Origin of the sequence: Bradyrhizobium sp. 613_E4_N2_2 (assembly GCF_052075995.1) — a bacterium.
In the GTDB taxonomy this organism is placed as follows: Bacteria; Pseudomonadota; Alphaproteobacteria; order Rhizobiales; family Xanthobacteraceae; genus Bradyrhizobium; species Bradyrhizobium barranii.
In genome coordinates this window covers 3,395,357-3,412,038 of the sequence record NZ_CP197234.1, presented here as the reverse complement: position 1 = coordinate 3,412,038, position 16,682 = coordinate 3,395,357, and the positions used below count along the sequence as shown (strand labels likewise).

At 64.9% G+C, this 16,682-nt stretch carries 19 protein-coding genes; 11 read left to right on the top strand and 8 right to left on the bottom strand.

All coding sequences use genetic code 11. The features are described 5' to 3' along the window. The first annotated feature begins 15 nt into the window (after positions 1–15). On the top strand, positions 16–1,008 hold the full coding sequence (locus AB7290_RS16100) for a zinc-dependent alcohol dehydrogenase family protein (RefSeq protein WP_349642925.1): 993 nt from the start codon (positions 16–18) through the stop codon (positions 1,006–1,008). Between the two features lie 44 nt (positions 1,009–1,052). On the opposite strand, the gene AB7290_RS16095 is transcribed toward AB7290_RS16100, so the two are convergent. Both AB7290_RS16095 and AB7290_RS16090 read right to left on the bottom strand, forming a co-directional pair. Continuing rightward, the gene (locus AB7290_RS16095; protein WP_014494328.1) at positions 1,053–1,283 is read right to left on the bottom strand and encodes a hypothetical protein; all 231 of its coding nucleotides are present in this window, start codon (positions 1,281–1,283) and stop codon (positions 1,053–1,055) included. Positions 1,284–1,559: 276 nt separating this feature from the next. After that, positions 1,560–2,543 (bottom strand): aldo/keto reductase, encoded by a 984-nt coding sequence (locus AB7290_RS16090; protein WP_085405334.1) that lies wholly within the window; start codon positions 2,541–2,543, stop codon positions 1,560–1,562. Positions 2,544–2,646: 103 nt separating this feature from the next. Here AB7290_RS16090 and AB7290_RS16085 point away from each other — a divergent pair, with 103 nt between their 5' ends. After that, the gene (locus AB7290_RS16085; protein ID WP_085405333.1) at positions 2,647–3,540 is read left to right on the top strand and encodes a LysR family transcriptional regulator; all 894 of its coding nucleotides are present in this window, start codon (positions 2,647–2,649) and stop codon (positions 3,538–3,540) included. 274 nt (positions 3,541–3,814) lie between these two features. Here the strand turns inward: AB7290_RS16085 and AB7290_RS16080 are convergent, their stop codons facing one another. Beyond that, positions 3,815–4,888, bottom strand: coding sequence for a hypothetical protein (locus AB7290_RS16080; RefSeq protein WP_354114799.1), 1,074 nt, complete (start codon positions 4,886–4,888; stop codon positions 3,815–3,817). Positions 4,889–5,132: 244 nt separating this feature from the next. Between AB7290_RS16080 and AB7290_RS16075 the strand changes: the two genes are divergently transcribed. Continuing rightward, positions 5,133–6,176: a patatin-like phospholipase family protein gene (locus AB7290_RS16075; protein WP_085398287.1), complete on the top strand. Its 1,044-nt coding sequence runs from the start codon at positions 5,133–5,135 to the stop codon at positions 6,174–6,176. A 19-nt stretch (positions 6,177–6,195) separates the two neighbouring features. Here AB7290_RS16075 and AB7290_RS16070 read toward each other — a convergent pair whose 3' ends face one another. Next, positions 6,196–6,624, bottom strand: a complete 429-nt coding sequence (locus tag AB7290_RS16070; RefSeq protein WP_071912650.1) for a CBS domain-containing protein — start codon at positions 6,622–6,624, stop codon at positions 6,196–6,198. Positions 6,625–6,814: 190 nt separating this feature from the next. Beyond that, positions 6,815–7,621: a rhomboid family intramembrane serine protease gene (locus AB7290_RS16065; protein WP_014494322.1), complete on the bottom strand. Its 807-nt coding sequence runs from the start codon at positions 7,619–7,621 to the stop codon at positions 6,815–6,817. A gap of 466 nt (positions 7,622–8,087) precedes the next feature. Between AB7290_RS16065 and AB7290_RS16060 the strand changes: the two genes are divergently transcribed. The 3 genes from AB7290_RS16060 (at position 8,088) to AB7290_RS16050 (ending at position 10,073) form a co-directional block, all read left to right on the top strand. Beyond that, the gene (locus tag AB7290_RS16060) at positions 8,088–8,642 is read left to right on the top strand and encodes a PAS domain-containing protein (protein ID WP_041958462.1); all 555 of its coding nucleotides are present in this window, start codon (positions 8,088–8,090) and stop codon (positions 8,640–8,642) included. Positions 8,643–8,706: 64 nt separating this feature from the next. After that, positions 8,707–9,135 (top strand): cupin domain-containing protein, encoded by a 429-nt coding sequence (locus tag AB7290_RS16055; RefSeq protein ID WP_085398286.1) that lies wholly within the window; start codon positions 8,707–8,709, stop codon positions 9,133–9,135. Between the two features lie 143 nt (positions 9,136–9,278). Beyond that, positions 9,279–10,073, top strand: coding sequence for a Crp/Fnr family transcriptional regulator (locus AB7290_RS16050; protein WP_085398285.1), 795 nt, complete (start codon positions 9,279–9,281; stop codon positions 10,071–10,073). 292 nt (positions 10,074–10,365) lie between these two features. Here AB7290_RS16050 and AB7290_RS16045 read toward each other — a convergent pair whose 3' ends face one another. Continuing rightward, positions 10,366–10,857, bottom strand: a complete 492-nt coding sequence (locus AB7290_RS16045; protein ID WP_354076544.1) for a phasin — start codon at positions 10,855–10,857, stop codon at positions 10,366–10,368. A gap of 524 nt (positions 10,858–11,381) precedes the next feature. Next, positions 11,382–11,768: a COG4315 family predicted lipoprotein gene (locus AB7290_RS16040; RefSeq protein ID WP_063982498.1), complete on the bottom strand. Its 387-nt coding sequence runs from the start codon at positions 11,766–11,768 to the stop codon at positions 11,382–11,384. A 147-nt stretch (positions 11,769–11,915) separates the two neighbouring features. On the opposite strand from AB7290_RS16040, the gene AB7290_RS16035 reads away from it, so the two are divergent. Then, positions 11,916–12,422, top strand: a complete 507-nt coding sequence (locus AB7290_RS16035; protein WP_085398289.1) for a GNAT family N-acetyltransferase — start codon at positions 11,916–11,918, stop codon at positions 12,420–12,422. Positions 12,423–12,539: 117 nt separating this feature from the next. Then, positions 12,540–12,833, top strand: coding sequence for a hypothetical protein (locus AB7290_RS16030; RefSeq protein ID WP_231142222.1), 294 nt, complete (start codon positions 12,540–12,542; stop codon positions 12,831–12,833). Between the two features lie 77 nt (positions 12,834–12,910). Here the strand turns inward: AB7290_RS16030 and AB7290_RS16025 are convergent, their stop codons facing one another. Beyond that, positions 12,911–14,884 (bottom strand): DEAD/DEAH box helicase, encoded by a 1,974-nt coding sequence (locus tag AB7290_RS16025; protein WP_071912635.1) that lies wholly within the window; start codon positions 14,882–14,884, stop codon positions 12,911–12,913. Positions 14,885–15,127: 243 nt separating this feature from the next. Here AB7290_RS16025 and AB7290_RS16020 point away from each other — a divergent pair, with 243 nt between their 5' ends. The 3 genes from AB7290_RS16020 (at position 15,128) to AB7290_RS16010 (ending at position 16,671) form a co-directional block, all read left to right on the top strand. Then, the gene (locus tag AB7290_RS16020) at positions 15,128–15,457 is read left to right on the top strand and encodes a hypothetical protein (RefSeq protein ID WP_094183804.1); all 330 of its coding nucleotides are present in this window, start codon (positions 15,128–15,130) and stop codon (positions 15,455–15,457) included. A 54-nt stretch (positions 15,458–15,511) separates the two neighbouring features. Beyond that, on the top strand, positions 15,512–16,252 hold the full coding sequence (locus tag AB7290_RS16015; RefSeq protein WP_063982494.1) for a metallophosphoesterase family protein: 741 nt from the start codon (positions 15,512–15,514) through the stop codon (positions 16,250–16,252). Between the two features lie 65 nt (positions 16,253–16,317). Then, positions 16,318–16,671, top strand: coding sequence for a cupin domain-containing protein (locus tag AB7290_RS16010; RefSeq protein ID WP_085398441.1), 354 nt, complete (start codon positions 16,318–16,320; stop codon positions 16,669–16,671). Positions 16,672–16,682: the final 11 nt, after the last annotated feature.

Here is a 16,682-nt window from a genome sequence, read left to right as displayed (position 1 = left end):
CGGAGCAAGACGATCATGACGAGACAATCGACGATGCGGGCGGCGATCCTGGAGACCCACAACGTGCCACTGCGCCTCTCAACCGTCTCCACGCCCGAGGTCGGGCCGCGCGAGGTGCTGGTGCGGGTGCGCGCGAGCGCGGTCAATCCGCTCGACACAAAGATCCATGCCGGTGCGGCGGCGCATGCGCGTCATCCGCTGCCCGCCATTCTCGGAATCGATCTCGCCGGCGTGGTCGAGCAGACCGGGCGCGACGTGACGCGGTTCAAGCCGGGCGACGAGGTCTATGGCATGACCGGCGGCGTCGGCGGCGTACCGGGATCGCTCGCCGAATTCGCCGCGGTCGATGCCGACCTGCTGGCGCCCAAGCCCTCCAATCTCAGCATGCGCGAAGCGGCCGCCCTACCGCTGATCTTCATCACGGCCTGGGAAGGCCTGATAGATCGCGCGGCGCTGAAGGCCGGCCAGAAGGTTTTGATTCATGGCGGTGCCGGCGGCGTCGGCCATGTCGCGATCCAGATCGCGCGCGCCATCGGAGCAGACGTGTTCGCGACCGGCTCGGCAGCGCAGCGCGCCACCATCGAAGGCTTTGGCGCAGTGTTCATCGACCGCGGCACTGCGATCGAAGCTTACGTTGCAGAGCATACCGGCGGCCGCGGCTTCGACATCGTCTACGACACCGCCGGCGGCAAGGTGCTCGATGCCTCCTTCGAAGCCGTGCGCCGTTTTGGCCATGTGGTGAGCGCGCTGGGCTGGGGCACGCACGCGCTTGCGCCGCTGTCGTTCCGCGCCGCCAGCTATTCCGGTGTGTTCACGCTGCTGCCGCTGCTATCAGGCGAAGGCCGCTCGCATCACGGTGAGATCATGGCGGAAGCGACGCGCCTGGTTGAAGCCGGCAAGCTCGCGCCGCTGGTCGATGCAAGGCGCTTCACGCTGGAGAGTGTTGGCGATGCCTACGCTCTGATCCGGGATCACGCCGCCAAGGGCAAGCTGGTCGTCGACTTCTGAGGTGAGGCTCGTAGCCCGGATGGAGCTGTCTGCTGCACCCGCCGCTAGTCCTCGCTGGCCGCCGCTGAGCGATTGCGCAAGTAAGCCTGCGACAACAGGAAGAACAGTGCGCGCTCGCCATGATATTTGGCGGACGGCCGGGTGCGCTCGAAGCCATCGGCAAATATCTTGCCGGACTGGCACACCTGCCATCGCCAGCCAAACCGCTTACGCCTGGTGATGATCACTTCAAACATGCCGACGGGCTTGGTCCCCTGCTTCTGCCGGTCTCGCAAGGCATGCGCCTGCTCCGGCCTCCCCCGTTAGACGGATGCCCGACATATAGCGCAGCAGGACGGAAAGAGAATAAAATTGATTATCGGAAATCCGTATCTTCCACCGGCTATGACGAAGTCGCGACGCTTGCGGAATAAGCCTGTGCTGGCGGTGTTAATCGATTCCTTCAACGCTGCTTGCAACGCTGCTTGGTAGCGCTGGCAAAGGTATTCAAGTCGGAACACAAGACGCGTATGCCCGGTAAGCGAACGCTCACCGGGCATTCACGCCGCAGCTCAGCGGCCGACTCGCGCCTGGAGATGCGCAGGATAGCGGTCGCCCTGCACGGCGACCTTGGACAGCACCCCTGCAATTGCAGTGAGATCCGCGTCCGACAGCGTCACCGCAGCCGCGCCGAGATTTTCCTCGAGCCGGTGCAGCTTGGTGGTGCCGGGGATCGGCACGATCCACGGCTTCTGCGCGAGCAGCCAGGCCAACGCGATCTGCGCCGGCGTCGCTTTCTTCATTGCGGCGATCTCGCCAAGCAGATCGACGAGGGTCTGATTGGATTTGCGTGCGCTGGATGAGAAGCGCGGCACGATGTTACGGAAGTCGCTCGCATCGAACGTCGTGCTCTCGGTGATCGCGCCGGTGAGAAAACCCTTGCCGAGCGGGCTGAACGGAACGAAGCCGATGCCGAGCTCTTCCAGCGTCGGCAGGATCTCCTGCTCCGGCTCGCGCCACCACAGCGAATACTCGCTTTGCAATGCGGTCACGGGCTGCACCGCATGGGCGCGGCGAATGGTCTGCGCGCCCGCCTCCGACAAGCCAAAATGCAGCACCTTGCCGGCCTGGATCAGGTCCTTGACCGCGCCCGCGGTCTCCTCGACCGGCACGTCGGGATCGACGCGGTGCTGGTAGAACAGATCGATGCGATCGGTCTTGAGCCGCTTCAGGGCAGCCTCCGCCACCGCCTTGACGTTGGCGGACCGGCTGTCGAGCCCGGCCTCGACCTTGCCGCCCTTGAAGCCGAACTTGGTGGCGATCACGACCTTGTCGCGGAATGGCTGAAGCGCCTCGCCGAGCAGCTCCTCGTTGGCAAAGGGCCCATAGGCCTCGGCGGTGTCGAAGAAGGTCACACCGCGCGCGACGGCGGTCCTGATCAGTGCGATCGCCTGCGACGTCTCGGTCGCCGGGCCATAACCGTAGCTCAGGCCCATGCAGCCGAGGCCGAGGGCCGAGACCTCGAGGCCGCTCTTGCCCAGTGTTCGCATCTGCATCGTCAGCTCTCCCTGAGGTTCATGTTCGGCAGCGAATTTAGGCCACGCACCGGCCCGCGATTAGATGATAAAATCGGTATGTACTGATGAGATGGATTCATGAATGACCCGCACCAACGTCAATGACCTCCTGGCCTTCCTTGCGGTCGCGCGCGAGCGCAGCTTTACCCGCGCGGCAGCCCAGCTCGGCGTGTCGCAGTCGGCGCTCAGCCACACTGTGCGCGGCCTGGAGGAACGGCTCGGCCTGCGGCTGCTCACCCGAACCACCCGCAGCGTCGCGCCAACGGAAGCGGGCGAACGTCTGCTCCGCAATGTCGGGCCGCGCTTTGCGGAGATCGACGCAGAGCTGTCGGCGCTGACCGCGCTCCGCGAGACACCGGCGGGCACCATCCGCATCACCACCGGCGAGCACGCCGCACAGACAGTGCTGTGGCCGGCGGTCGCAAAGCTGCTGCCGCGCTACCCCGATATCAAGGTCGAGCTCGTCGTCGACTATGGCCTGACCGATATCGTCGCCGAGCGCTACGACGCCGGCGTACGCCTCGGCGAGCAGGTCGCCAAGGACATGATCGCGGTGCGGATCGGGCCGGAGATGCGCATGGCCGTGGTCGGCGCACCCGCCTATTTCGCCGCGCGGGGCAAGCCGAAGCTGCCGCAGGATCTCACCGAGCACAATTGCATCAACCTCCGCCTGCCGACCTATGGCGGGATCTATGCCTGGGAGTTCGAGAAGCGCGGCCGCGCGATGAAGGTGCGGGTCGACGGCCAGCTCGTGTTCAACACCGGCCTGCTCAGGATGAATGCCGTGCTGGCGGGGCTTGGCCTTGCCTATATCCCCGACGATCTCGTGAAGCGCGAGATCGCCGACGGCCGGCTGATCCGCGTGCTCGCCGACTGGTGCGCACCGTTTGCGGGCTATCACCTCTATTATCCGAGCCGTCGGCAGCCGACGCCGGCGTTCGCGGTGCTGGTGGAGGCGCTGCGGTATCGGAAGTGAGGGGCGCGGCCCTCCTCCTCGTCATTGCGAGCGCAGCGAAGCAATCCAGAATCTTTCCGCGGAGGTACTCTGGATTGCTTCGCTGCGCTCGCAATGACGGTGGGGAAACAGCTGCGCGTCGAAACTGCGCTCTCGTGCCCCGGACGCGGCGCAGCGCTCCTTCAGCGGTGCCCCGCTGAGCCGGGGCCCATCTATCGAGATATGTGCTTGTGGCTTCCTGGGTCCCGGCTCTGCGGAGCGGCATTGCATGCCGCACCGCGTCCGGGACACGAGACTAGCGCGCGACCACTTCCACTTCGCCGTCGACGCCGTTGACGACGTTGAAGCCGCGCTCGTAGACCTTGCCCTCGTTCTTGGCGATGGCGCGGTATTCGCCTTCGGAGAGCACGACGCGCGGGAAGGCGCCGATCGATTCCTTGATGACGTCGCCGCCGGGGGTCAGCACCGACCAGGCGGTGTTGGCGAGCGCCTCGCCGCCCCTGTCGCTGACGAGCTTGAGCGTGATCACGGCGGCGCGGTGGGTGATGGTGACGTCGGTGAGCTTGCCAGCCTGGACGCGGATATCCGAGCGCACCACCGAATTGGCGTCGCCATAATTGGAGATGATGTAGTAGGTGCCCTCCGGGATCAGCACGACGTCGCCGGCGGCGACGTTCGGGACCAGCGAGGCGCGCTCGCCGGACTCGAACTGGCTGCCCTTGTAGATCGCGAACGAGATCTGGTTCTGCGGAATGCGGCTGGTGCCGACGCGCCCCTCGATGCGCAGGCCGCCGGCCGGCAGCACGAAGGATTCGCGATCGGTCTCGGCCTTCAGGCTGACGGTGCGCACCGCACTGACGAGGCCGAAGGCGACGTGCACGACGTAATTGCCCGGCGGCAACACGATGTTCGGCGTGGCGTTCCGATCCTCGCGGATCAGCTTGAAGGTGCCGTTCTCGTCAGGACGGTCGGCAAACACGCGCCAGACCAGGCCGCTGGTGATCGCGGGTGTGTCCTTGCCGTATTTCGCGGTCAGCGACAGAACGCCCTGGCCGGGCACGGCCGCGTTGAGCGGCGGGGCCGCCGGCACGGTGCTGACCGCAGGCGGGGGCATGCTGGGCGTGTTCGGCTGCAGCAGGGTCGGCGGCAGGCTCGGCGGGCCAGCGCCCGGGCCGGTGGGGGGCGCGAGGCTGACGGCGCCGCCGGGGTCGGGCACCGAGGCGGGCGGCACCGGGGGCGGACGATCGGAGAAAAGCTGCGCCCGCGCTGCATTTTGACCAAGGGTATAGAGGCAGGCAGCAAGGATTAGTGTCGGCAGCAGCGATGTGCTGCGCCGCCATCCGATGATGCCGTCACCCCCGAGAGTCATGCCACCTGCTTTTCACCGAAAACGCGGCAAATTCAAGCCTCCGAATCCCCGGGGAATACGGCCGGATACAGTTCTTTGGAACCCGGTTGACGCCTGCGTGATTAAACGGGAGGCAGCCGCTCCTCGCCACACTCCTGCCCCCTGCTTCCCGAACGGTATAAACCATGCTTTGCCCTCGTTCTGGCGGAGCGGAAGTACGGCGCCTACTCTGCTGTGAGGGCTGGCCCGGGGTAGGAGGGTTTCGGTGCTTGATATCTTGAAGGGTCGGGGCGCGAACGGCTCCAATGGAGAGAAGGTCGGTCTTGGCAGCGTGCGACGGCCGGTCATCGGCCTGGCGCTCGGCGGTGGCGCGGCGCGCGGCTTTGCCCATATCGGCATCCTGAGAACCCTGGCCGCCAATGGCATCGTGCCTGACGTCGTGGTCGGCACCTCGATCGGCGCCGTGGTCGGCGGCCTCTATGCGGCCGGCCGGCTCGATACACTGCAGGAGTGGGGACGCAGCCTGCAGGGGATGCGCAACATCCTCGGCTATCTCGACATTCGACTGAGCGGCTCCGGCCTGATCGGCGGTGAGAAGCTGGCGACCCGGCTCGAGGACGCGGTCGGCCAGACCCTGATCGAGGATCTTCCGATCAAGTTCGCCGCCGTCGCAACCGAGGTCCGTACCGGCCACGAGATCTGGCTGACGCGCGGCCGCGTGGTCGATGCCATGCGCGCCTCCTACGCCCTGCCCGGCATCTTCTCACCCGTCCTGATCGGTGACCGCTGGCTGGTCGACGGCGCGCTGGTGAATCCGGTGCCGGTCTCGGCCGCCCGCGCGCTCGGCGCCGAAATCGTCATCGCCGCAAATCTTTCCAGCGACATCTTCACCCATTCCACGACGATCTATTCGCACGGCGCGGTGCCCGAGACGGTCCCGCCGGCGGCCGAGGCGACCACGGCGAAGCGGCGCTTTCCGCGATTGTTCTCGCCCGAGAAAACCATGAAGCGCGAGTTCTTCGGCAGCGCCGGACGGCCCGGCATCTCCTCGGTGATGGTCGACGCCTTCAACATCATGCAGGACCGCATTACCCGCGCGCGCCTCGCCGGCGATCCGCCCGATCTCCTGATCACGCCGCGGGTCGGTCATTTCGGCTGGTTCGACTTCCACCGCGGCGAGGATCTGATCGCGCACGGCACCCGTGCCGCCGAGCGCGCGCTGGAGTCGATCCAGGAGGCGATCGAGGTGCTCGCACCAGCGCCCGCGGGCAACGCGCCCAAGACGGGCGAGCCCAAGACAGACGAATAAGGCCGACGAGTAAGGCCGCTCAGGCCGTCTTGATATAGTCGCGCAGGGCTTCCTGCTCGGCCTCGTATTCCTGGACCCGGCGCTTGACGATGTCGCCGATCGAGATCAGGCCGACCACCTTGCCATCGTCGACGACGGGCAGATGGCGGAACTTGCCGGTGGTCATCGTCTCCATGAGCTCGGCGACCGTGTCGGTCTCCTTGCAGGTCACGACCTTGCGGGTCATGACCTGAGAGACCGGCTCCTCCAGCGCGCCGGCGCCGCGCTCGCCGATCACGCGCACGATGTCGCGCTCGGACAGAATGCCTTCGAGCCGGCTCTGGTTCATCACCAGCACCGCGCCGATCTTCTTCTCGCCGAGCAGTTTGACCGCGGCAGCCAGCTTGGCGTCGGGCTCGACGCTCATGATCTGGTGGCCCTTGGTGTTGAGAATGGAACGTACCGTCATTGTCGGCCTCCCTGAATCGGATCCGTCCGCATTTCGCGGACCGGACTTGTTCGTCGAGTCTTCAACTAACAGTTTAGGCGCCGGTTGCACGCTGAGGCGCTTTGCGAAGCATCGCCGCTAGCGGCTTGTCGCTTCGGAACATTCTTCTCGGGAATGATGGATGAATTCGGGCGGCGCCGCAAGCGCCGCTTCAAATGCGGTTCGAAATGTCCTGTGATGACGCATCCGCAGCATCGTTTCGCACGCGCGGCACGGGATCGAACAGCGCGAACAGCAGAAGGCCCGCGAAGAAGCCGCCGATATGCGCCTGCCAGGCGACGCTCGTGGTTTCGGAATCGACGCCGATCGCGCCGACGCCGAAGATGATGTTGACGCCGAACCAAACGGCGAGGAAGCCGACCACCCGCCCGTCACGCAGCGCGCGCGACAGCGGCAGTGCCGGAACCCTTGCGGCGGTATCGGCGTCTGATCGGCTGAACGACAGGAAGCTGCCGCGGACAAAGGCAAAGCGGATCGCCGCCGCCATCGCGCCGGACACCGAGGCCGAGGCGCCGATCATCGGCGCCACCGCGTGCTCATGGGTGACGAGATGGGCGAGCGCGCCGGCCGCTGCCGTCACCGCGAGAAACAGGAAGAACCTGATCGCGCCGAAGCGCCGCGCCAGCGCGCTGCCAAACGGCAGCAGCCACAGCACATTGAAGCCGAGATGGGTCAGATTGGCGTGCAGCAGCGAATAGGTGACGAAAGTCCAGACCTTGGCGCCGGCCCCACCGGGGATTTGCAGATTGAGCAGCGAGGAATCGTAACGCTTCGGGATGAAGCCGAAGACGTCGATGGTCCAGTTCTCGAGTTCCGGCGGCAGCAGCACCCGCAGATGGATCACCGCCAAAAGGAGGATATAGGCGGTCAGCGCGACCGGCAGCGTCAGGATCGGCTCGCGCGGAGCTTCCTCGACAACGGCCGGTATCTCCGGCGGAGAATCTTGCGGGGAATCCAAGGCAGCTTCGCTTTCAGGCGCGATCGGAGCGACAGGCTTAACGACAGCCTTGGAGATAGTCGCCTTTGCCGGCCTTGCGCAAGTGCACAAAAGGAAAAGGCAGGGCCCTGGGAAAGCCCTGCCTGTCCGTGTCGGTCTTCCGGTACCCAGAGGAATAAGGTGTATCCCCACCCCTCCCCGCGGCCCGCGACCAAACTGTTTGACGCCCGTGTACAGGCCCCGCCGAGAACCTGGATGAAAGCGGCGAGGCTTGCGACCGCGATCACCATAGCAGCGGCGCGCTGGACGGAAAGCGGATAGTTAATTTAACGTTAACGACGTAAAGACAGCCTCCGGGGGCCCGAAAACGCCTCCACGGCATGGACGCTGCAAATCCCCTCCTGCACAACAACGAAAGGGATCGCGGGTGCACTGAAGCGGGACAGGTTTGTCCCGCGAGCTAGCGCCCCGGGGTAAGCGTTCAGTCATGAAACATCCGTCGAGCCGCGCGTTCTTCGCGTATTGGGACAAGAAGCGCGGCACTGCGCGGGCCCCTGATCGGGCCGATATTGATCCGGCCGCGGTCCGCGGCCTGCTCGGCGATATCTTCGTGCTGTCCTGCGAACAAAACCTCGGCTTCCCGTTCCGCGTCGCCGGCACGCGCGTCTGCGCGCTCGCGGGGCTCGACCTCAAGGACCAGAGCTTCGCGGCGCTGTTCACCGAGGCCAGCCGCAGCGAGATCGAGGAGATCACCACGATCGTCGCCGACGAGACGTTAGGTGCGATCGCCGGCGTCACCGCCGCGCGCGAGGACGGCAGCAAGGCGCATCTCGAGCTGCTGCTGCTGCCCTTCAACGCCCGCCCCCATACGCCGGTGAGTGTCACCGGCGTGCTCGCACCGTTCAACGACGAATGCGGCGCGTTGTCCGCATTCGCCCTCACCTCCTGGCGCTATCTGCATCAGCCGGAGAAGCTGCTGCCGCGCGCAATCCGCAAATTGCAGATCGCACGCGGGCTGATGGTGTATGAGGGGCTGAGGTAGTTTTCGTTTCGACGAGGGCGAACGCCGCGACCTCGATACAGTCTCTCACCGGGATGACACAGCCATGTCCGACATCATCAGTTTCGGTACGCTTCAGCTCCGCTTCCTGCACAGCAAGGACGACACCGGCGGCAGCGTCGACATCTTCGAAATGACGCTCCAGCCGAATGCACGGATGCCGATCCCGCATTATCACGACCGCTGGGACGAAACCATCTACGGGCTGTCCGGCGTATCGACCTGGACGATCGACGGCCAGCAGAACGATCTCGGCCCCGGAGAGTCGGTCTTCATCAAGCGCGGCATCGTGCACGGTTTCACCAACCGTTCGACGGGACCGGCAACATGCCTGTGCATCCTGAGCCCCGGGGTGCTGGGCCCGCAATATTTCACGGAGATGGCCGCACTCCTGTCGGCCGGCGCGCCACCCGATCCCGCGAAGATGAAAGAGACGATGCTGCGCTACGGACTGGTGCCCGCGCCGGCAGCGTGAGCCAGGCTCGCGATCCATCATTGGCACCTTACCTGCTGCAGGACGTTTAGCTGTTTGCCGGGCGTATGCCTGCACGGCAACGCGGCTCGGCCGGAGACGATGCGTTTGCTCGCCGCCGGGCCTCCGTCGAGGGACGATTCCCAGTGATGGAGCACGCGACCAGAGTTGGTAATCGCCTGTTAGCTGCATTACCGCCGGCCGACTTCGCTTTGCTTGCACCGTATCTCCGGAAAGTACCGCTCCAGCACGATGCAGTCCTGGTTCGATCGGGCGACCGGGTCGAGCACCTTTGCTTCCCGTGCAGCGGCGCGATCGCTCTCATCATGGAGTTGCCGAACGGACAGGCAGCCGCAACCGCCGTGATCGGCAACGACGGCGTCGTCGGCCTCATGACGGCGCTCGGCCCCGTCCGATCTCCCCTGACGGCGGTTGTCCGCGTGGCCGGGACCGCACTGCAGATCTCGCCCGCGCGATTTCAAGCGACACTCGAACGCAGTCCCGCCCTCGCAAACGCGGTTCAGATTGTGACCAGGGCGATGATGACGCAATTCCTGCACGTCGCAGCCTGCAATGCACTGCACTCCGTCGAGGCCCGCCTTGCCCGCTGGCTGCTTCACATTCACGATCGGACGGAGGGCGGTGGTGACGTCCTGCACCTGACGCAAGAGACGTTGTCGGAATTGCTCGGCGTCCGGCGGACCACCGTCACGCACGTCGTGAGCGCACTTCGAACCTCAAGGGCCCTGAAATCCAGTCGGCGCGGCCAACTCGAGATCGACAGGCCGCGACTCGAGGTCGTCGCCTGCGAGTGCTACAAGGTGATGAGCCGCAGGATCGACCGGATCGTTTCGCAGGATGCCGTCAGGCTGCTTCACACCGCGCCCGCGCGGAATGGCTGCCCGCCCCCGGACTTCCCGTTCGCCAAGACCGATTCATAGACCCAGGCCTCTCTGGCGAACCACTCGTGCGTCGCCGCGCACATCCCGCAATATGTGCGCGAGAAGAACACCGTGCTGCACCGAAATCTTTCACGATCCATCTCGATGCCCGTCGGAATGGCGTGGCCCGTTTCCGGGCACTTGATCATCACCATACCCATCCTGACTTCCTCCAGCTTGGCATCACCTCACGGCAAGGCTTCTCACGGCAAGGCTTCACCGCCTCGGCTGGACCGCGCCCCTTCTGGCGAAGACGCTCGTCCAGCCGATCCACGCGGCCAGTAGCCTCGATTCAAGCAGCCCCATGCAGAACCAACTTGAAACTCTTCTTGATCGGCTCGGCCGTCTCGGTTGCGACCTTCTGGGCGAGGTCCCAAAGCTCCCGGTTTTGGCGAGAAGCCGCTTCAAAGGTCTTGCGGCTGTGGGTGGTGGAGAGGTTCACGACATCCGCAAACGACCTCGCATCCGCAAGCTGGGACAGGAACTCCAGCGCGGAGCTGGTATTGATGTTTGATATTTCGATGACCCTGGTGCCGTAATCGGCGGCACGCGTGGCATTGGTCGAACAGGCTTCGCGGAGCGCTTCGGTGACCTCCTCGGAAGCCGCCCTCATCCGCTCTAAATTTGCCTTGGCCCGGGCGGCGCCCTGCTCGGCGAGATCGCCGAAGATCGCCTGGAAGTTGAAAAATGGCATGTCGAACCTGGGCATTGCACCGCCATTCGCCGTCCCATTCAGCGCAGTGGCGTTCGTCTCGGCTTTCAGATTGGCATCATTCATGGTCATTCATCCCCTCACGCGAAACCAGATAATGGATTGAAGACTCCCAGAAGCTCCCAGGTGCGGACCGCACCGGGAAACCAGTGCCCCTACTCTCAAATGGAGGGATGCTGTTGCCGATATGCCGCTCTCGCCCCCTGCCGGAACCAACTATGACCAACCAAAATCGGGCCTTCGGTTCGCTTTCGGACTCTCGACATGAATAAATTCAATTCAAGCGACGACGCGCCACGGGCGGCGTTTTTACTTCTTCGAAGTTGTCGCCATTACTTCCGCCAATTTGAGATCAGTCCGGCAAGCGGTTCGGAGGCGCCGGCGCCGGTGGCCTTCCGCTGGGGGCGCGGCGAGGATTCGGCCGCTTCCAGATGGCGCCCTGTCACTAATTGAGTTGATGGAGCCGCTCCGCAGCGCACCGCATTGAACGATACGTCGCATCGCCAACACGGCGCTGCGCTGCGTCCGAGGCACAAGACCGGTGGCATCTCGTCAATGTCAGATACCACCTCGCATTGCCGCGGCGGATTGTCAGCTCACGGCATCGCCAGGTGCCAGGCGCCGTTCAGAAAGCCGTCGCCGGTGATGTCGCCGGGCTTCTGGTCCTTGGCGAAGGTGTAGAGCGGCTTGCCCTTGTAAGCCCACTGCCTGGATCCGTCGTCGCGCGTGATGACGGTGTAGCCGTCGGCCGCAGCATCGCTCGCCTCGGCCTTCAGCACCGGCCAGTTTGTCGCACACGGTCCATTGCAGGCCGACTTGCCGTCCGCATCCTTGTCGAAGGTGTAGAGCGTCATGCCCTTGGCGTCGGTGAGCACGTTACCCTTGTCGGACTTGCCGGTCTTGGTCGGCGGCGCGGCGAAGGCAGCGGGGATGATGGCGAGCGATACGGCGAGCGTGAGCGCGAGGCGGATCGAGGACGTCATGGGTTCTCCTGTCATGCAATTGGCTTGCATGGGGTAGGACGCCGCGCAACGCTTCGTATTCCTGAGACGGCGGCAAAGATATTTTTCGCTGCGCGCATCGTCGCGACGGAATAAACTGGAATGGGTGAGACCGACCAACGGACCGACATGAGCAAGCCGCATTGGCGTCCCGCGCGCGCCTCCGACCTGGTCGCGATCAGCGCGATCGCAGCGCGGATCCATCCTGATCTCCCCGAGAGTCCCGACGTGTTCGCGGAGAAGATGCGGCTCTATCCCGATGGCTGCCGACTGCTCATCGCCGACGAAGAGATCGCCGGCTACGGGCTCGCGCATCCGTGGAAGCAGCACCGCATTCCGCCGCTCAACGGCTTCCTTCAACAACTGCCCGATGATGCGGATTGTCTCTACGTGCACGACGTCGCCGTGCTGCCCGATTTCCGCGGTGGCGTCGCGCGCGATTATATTGCCGCTATCGAGAAGCTCGCGCGCGCATCACACATCACAACGCTCGCGCTGGTCTCGGTCTACGCCACGCGGCCGTTGTGGGAGCGTCTCGGCTTTCGGCCCGTCGCGGCGGATGCGGAGGCGCGCGCAAAGCTCGCTTCCTACGGCGAAGGCGCGACCTACATGCTTCGCGACCTCGCTGCGACATAACGTCCCCGCCCGGCTCACGCGGGCGTGAAGCCGTCCCTCGAACCGCCTTCGATCACCCCCCGTCGAAGGTGTGCGCGGGCCGTTCTGGTCTCGCCGAATCGAGACTGGAGAATTTCCATGAAACTTACATTGTCGAAAGTTGCTTTGATTGCATTCGCCGCGGCGGCCGCGTTCACCGCGACCAGTGCCAACGCGGCACAGGTCCGGACCTATGGCTGCGATTCCGCCTTCTTCGAGGGCTGCGGTATCCTGGTCGAGACGCCGACCCCGGGCGGCAGAAGCCGCGTCAACCTCACGCACGACACCTCGCCCATCTACATGAAGCAGACCGACCCCCGCTACAGCTCGTCGATGCGTGATGCCGGCGGTGGCGGCGGCGGAGGTGGTGGCGGCGGCGGCGGTGGCCGCTGAGTTCGCAGCTGACTTTTCAGATGATGTCGCCGGCGCAATCCGGCGGCATCATTGCTGTCTGCACAATCAGGCGCAGTTCAGCCCCGATGCTTTTTCTTCGCCTTCTTTTTTCCAGGCGCGCCCTTCAACGGCCACGGCGTGACCGCCGGCTCGGCATGGCCAGGCTTGTTCTTGTGCTTCTTTTTCTTTCCGAACGAAGGAGCATCGTCGAATTTCGGCCTGCGCTCGCCGTGAGCCTTGTCGCGGGGCTTGAACCCAGCTGCATCGCGCGGGCGATCGTCGCGACGTTCACGATGATCGCTGTCGCCGCTCTCGCGCCGGGGCGGCTTTGACCGCTCCTCCGAAGGCGCCTGCCGCTGCGGCGCATCGGTCATCGGCTCGAGGCGGATATTGTCTTCCTTGTCCGGACGCTTGATCTTGGCAGCGAAGGATTCCGCGACCCGCTCGGAAATTTCGAACTCGGTCGTCGTGTCCATGATCTTGATGGCGCCGATGTCGCCCTTGTCGATGCCGCCGCGGCGGCAGATCATCGGCAAGAGCCAGCGTGCTTCCGCATTCTTTCTTCGTCCGATGTTGGCCCGGAACCAGACGCTGCCGTCCGCCATGCCGTGTTTCGCCGACGATTTTCCTGATTTGGGTCGGGCTCTTTCGGGGCGATCATCGCCGCGCGAAGTGCGGGCATCGTCGCGCGGTGCGCGGACATTGTCGCGCCCGCGATCGTCGCGCGGCCGGCCGGCTCGCTCGCCGGGATCGATGATGTCTTCGGGCGACGGCAGCCGTGCGCGATAGAGCCGCGCGAGTGCGGCTGCGATATCCTCGGCCGACCGCTCGGCCAGCAGCGCCTGCGCCAGCACCAGATCGTCCGCGGTCGTCTCCTCGGTGAACAACACGTCCTTCATGCGGTCGTGATCGAGCTTGCGGATTTCCTCCGCCTGCGGTGCCGTTCCCCAGACCGCGTCGATCCCCGAGACATTCAGCAGCATTTCCGCACGTCGCCGCCGTACAGGCGGCACCAGCAGGACGCTCGTCCCCTTGCGGCCCGCCCGCCCGGTGCGGCCGGAGCGATGCTGCATCACCTCGGCGTCGTTGGGCAGATCGGCATGGATGACGAGATCGAGGCTCGGCAGGTCGATGCCGCGGGCGGCGACGTCGGTCGCCACACAGACGCGAGCGCGTCCGTCCCGGAGCGACTGCAGCGCCGTGGTCCGCTCGTTCTGCGTCAATTCGCCTGACAGCGCGACCACGGAGAAGCCGCGCTCCAGCAGCGCCGCCTGCAAATGCCTGACGTGATCGCGCGTGCTGCAAAACACCAGCGCGCTCGGCGCCTCGAAGAAGCGCAGCACGTTGACGACGGCATGTTCGACATCACCGGGGGCGACCCGGATGGCACGGTACTCGATGTCGGCGTGACCGCCTTCATCGCCGGCGACCTCGATCCGAAACGCCTGCTGCTGATATTGCTTGGCCAGCGCCACGATACCGCGCGGAAACGTCGCCGAGAACAGCAAAGTGCGGCGTGTCTCCGGCGTGGTCTTGAGGATGAATTCCATGTCCTCGCGAAAGCCGAGATTGAGCATCTCGTCGGCCTCATCGAGGACGACCACTTTCAATTCCGTGATGTCGAGACGGCCGCGACGCAAATGGTCGCACAACCGGCCGGGCGTGCCGACGACGATGTGAGCGCCCGCCGCAAGCTCGCGCTGCTCGCGCCGCGGATCCATGCCGCCGACGCAGGAGACGACCCGCCCGCCGGCATGCCCATACAGCCATGCCAGTTCGCGCTGAACCTGCAAGGCGAGCTCGCGGGTCGGCGCCACGATCAGGGCGAGCGGCGCCCCCGCCTGCTCGAACCGCTCGGCATCGCCAAACAGATCCTTGGCCATGGCGAGGCCATACGCGAGGGTCTTGCCGGAGCCGGTCTGGGCCGAAACCAGGAGGTCGCGGTCGGCGGCTTCGTCCGCGAGCACGGCGAGCTGGACGGGGGTGGGTGAATCATAGTTCCGCTCGGCCAAAGCGTGGGCGAGCGGCGGGGTCAGGGCCGGAAAAGACACGGGATGGAGAACCTTGGTTAATGTCAGGCGCGGAACGGTGAACCGGCGGACCTGAGTTGCGTGCGCGGCAAACGGCCCGGCCGCACGCTGGATGTGATCAGGGCGCTCTTTACGCCAAGTGCTCTTGAATCACCATGCCTATGATGCATGGCTTGACGGAAAGAACCGCGCCTGAAGGTTGCAGCGGACCTTTGCGGCCACCTCCATTAACCTGAAGCCAACCGGCTTAGAGGGAACGACCGCGTGACGCCTTCCGCCAAACGCGCCTGCGGCGATTGCACGCTTTGCTGCAAGGTCATGGCCATCGAGGCGTTGGCCATACCGGCTGGAAGCTGGTGCCGGCACTGCAAACCCGGCCAGGGCTGCGCGATCTATGCCGAACGCCCGGCCATCATGGGCCAGCGCATGATCCTCGTCACGCCGGACCGCGAGTTCGATCGCGGCATCGTCGGGCCGGACGAGCGGATCGTGCGGGAGCTGGAGGGGACCAAGGTCGTCGGCGCGACGGTGGTGAAGGAACATCAGATCAGCCATGGCTGGTTGGTGAACGTCCCATCAGCCGATGCTAGATAGGTCCGGTGACCTGGCAGAGTTAAGTTCAGGCAAAGCAGCACGGGGAGCACGACGATGCGATTGGCAGTCATTTCCGATATCCACGGCAATCTCGCTGCGTTGGAAGCGGTGCTGGCCGACATCAAGGCGCGCGGCGTCGATCGTACGGTCAACCTCGGCGATTGCGTCACCAGCCCGCTGTGGCCAAAGGAAACTTTCGAGGCTCTCCAGTCGCTGTCGTTGCCGACGGTGCGCGGAAATCATGATCGCTGGATTGAGGAGTTTCCAGACGACAAGCTCTCGCCGGCAGGTCTGTTTGCGCGTAGCGCATTGACCGCGGAGCAGCGCCGCGCACTTCACAGCCTGCCCTCCCAAATACGGCTGGACGACGGGATCCTGGCCTGCCACGGCACACCCGACGACGATACGACGTGCCTGCTCGAAGAAGCGCTCGAGGACGGCCGCTTCGTGCCGGCGCGTCGCGACGTGCTGACCGCGCGCCTTTCGAGCGCGCCAACGGCGCGTGTCGTGCTGTGTGGTCACAGCCACCGCCAAGCGGCTGTTCAGGGCCCGGGCGACCGCCTGGTCCTCAATCCCGGCAGCGTTGGTTGCCCGGTGTTCGCGGACATTCCTTTTGCCGCAAACCTGGAGCATCGCTCGCCTCACGCCCGCTACGCGATCCTCACGAAACGAACAAGAGGCTGGCAAGTCGAACTGCTGGCCCTGGAATACGACTGGGAAGCCGCGTCCGCGCAGGCGCTCGCCAACGGCCGCCCGGAATGGGCGGAGGCCATGTTATCAGGACATGTCAAATAGCTGGCCTTGCCACGTCGGTCATTCGATCCCAAATCGTGCCTCACGAGAGAGCAACGGGGTGAAACATGGCCGACAAGATATCGCTTGCCGACAAGCTCGCGACCTTTGGGGATTTCTGGTCGCCGCGCACGGTCACGACCTTCAACGATTGCGACGTGATGGTGGTGAAGGTGAAGGGCGAGTTCACCTGGCACAAGCACGATGACACCGACGATTTCTTTCTCGTCCTGAAAGGCAGTCTGGACATTGAATTGCGGGATTGCACGGTGACGCTCGGTCCGGGCGAACTCTATGTCGTGCCCAAAGGGGTCGAGCATCGCCCGGTGGCACGCGAGGAGGTTCACCTCCTGCTCATCGAGCCCACCGGCACGCCGAACACGGGCGACAAGGCCACCGCCGCAGCACGCAAGCTCGCATAGAGGACAACGCT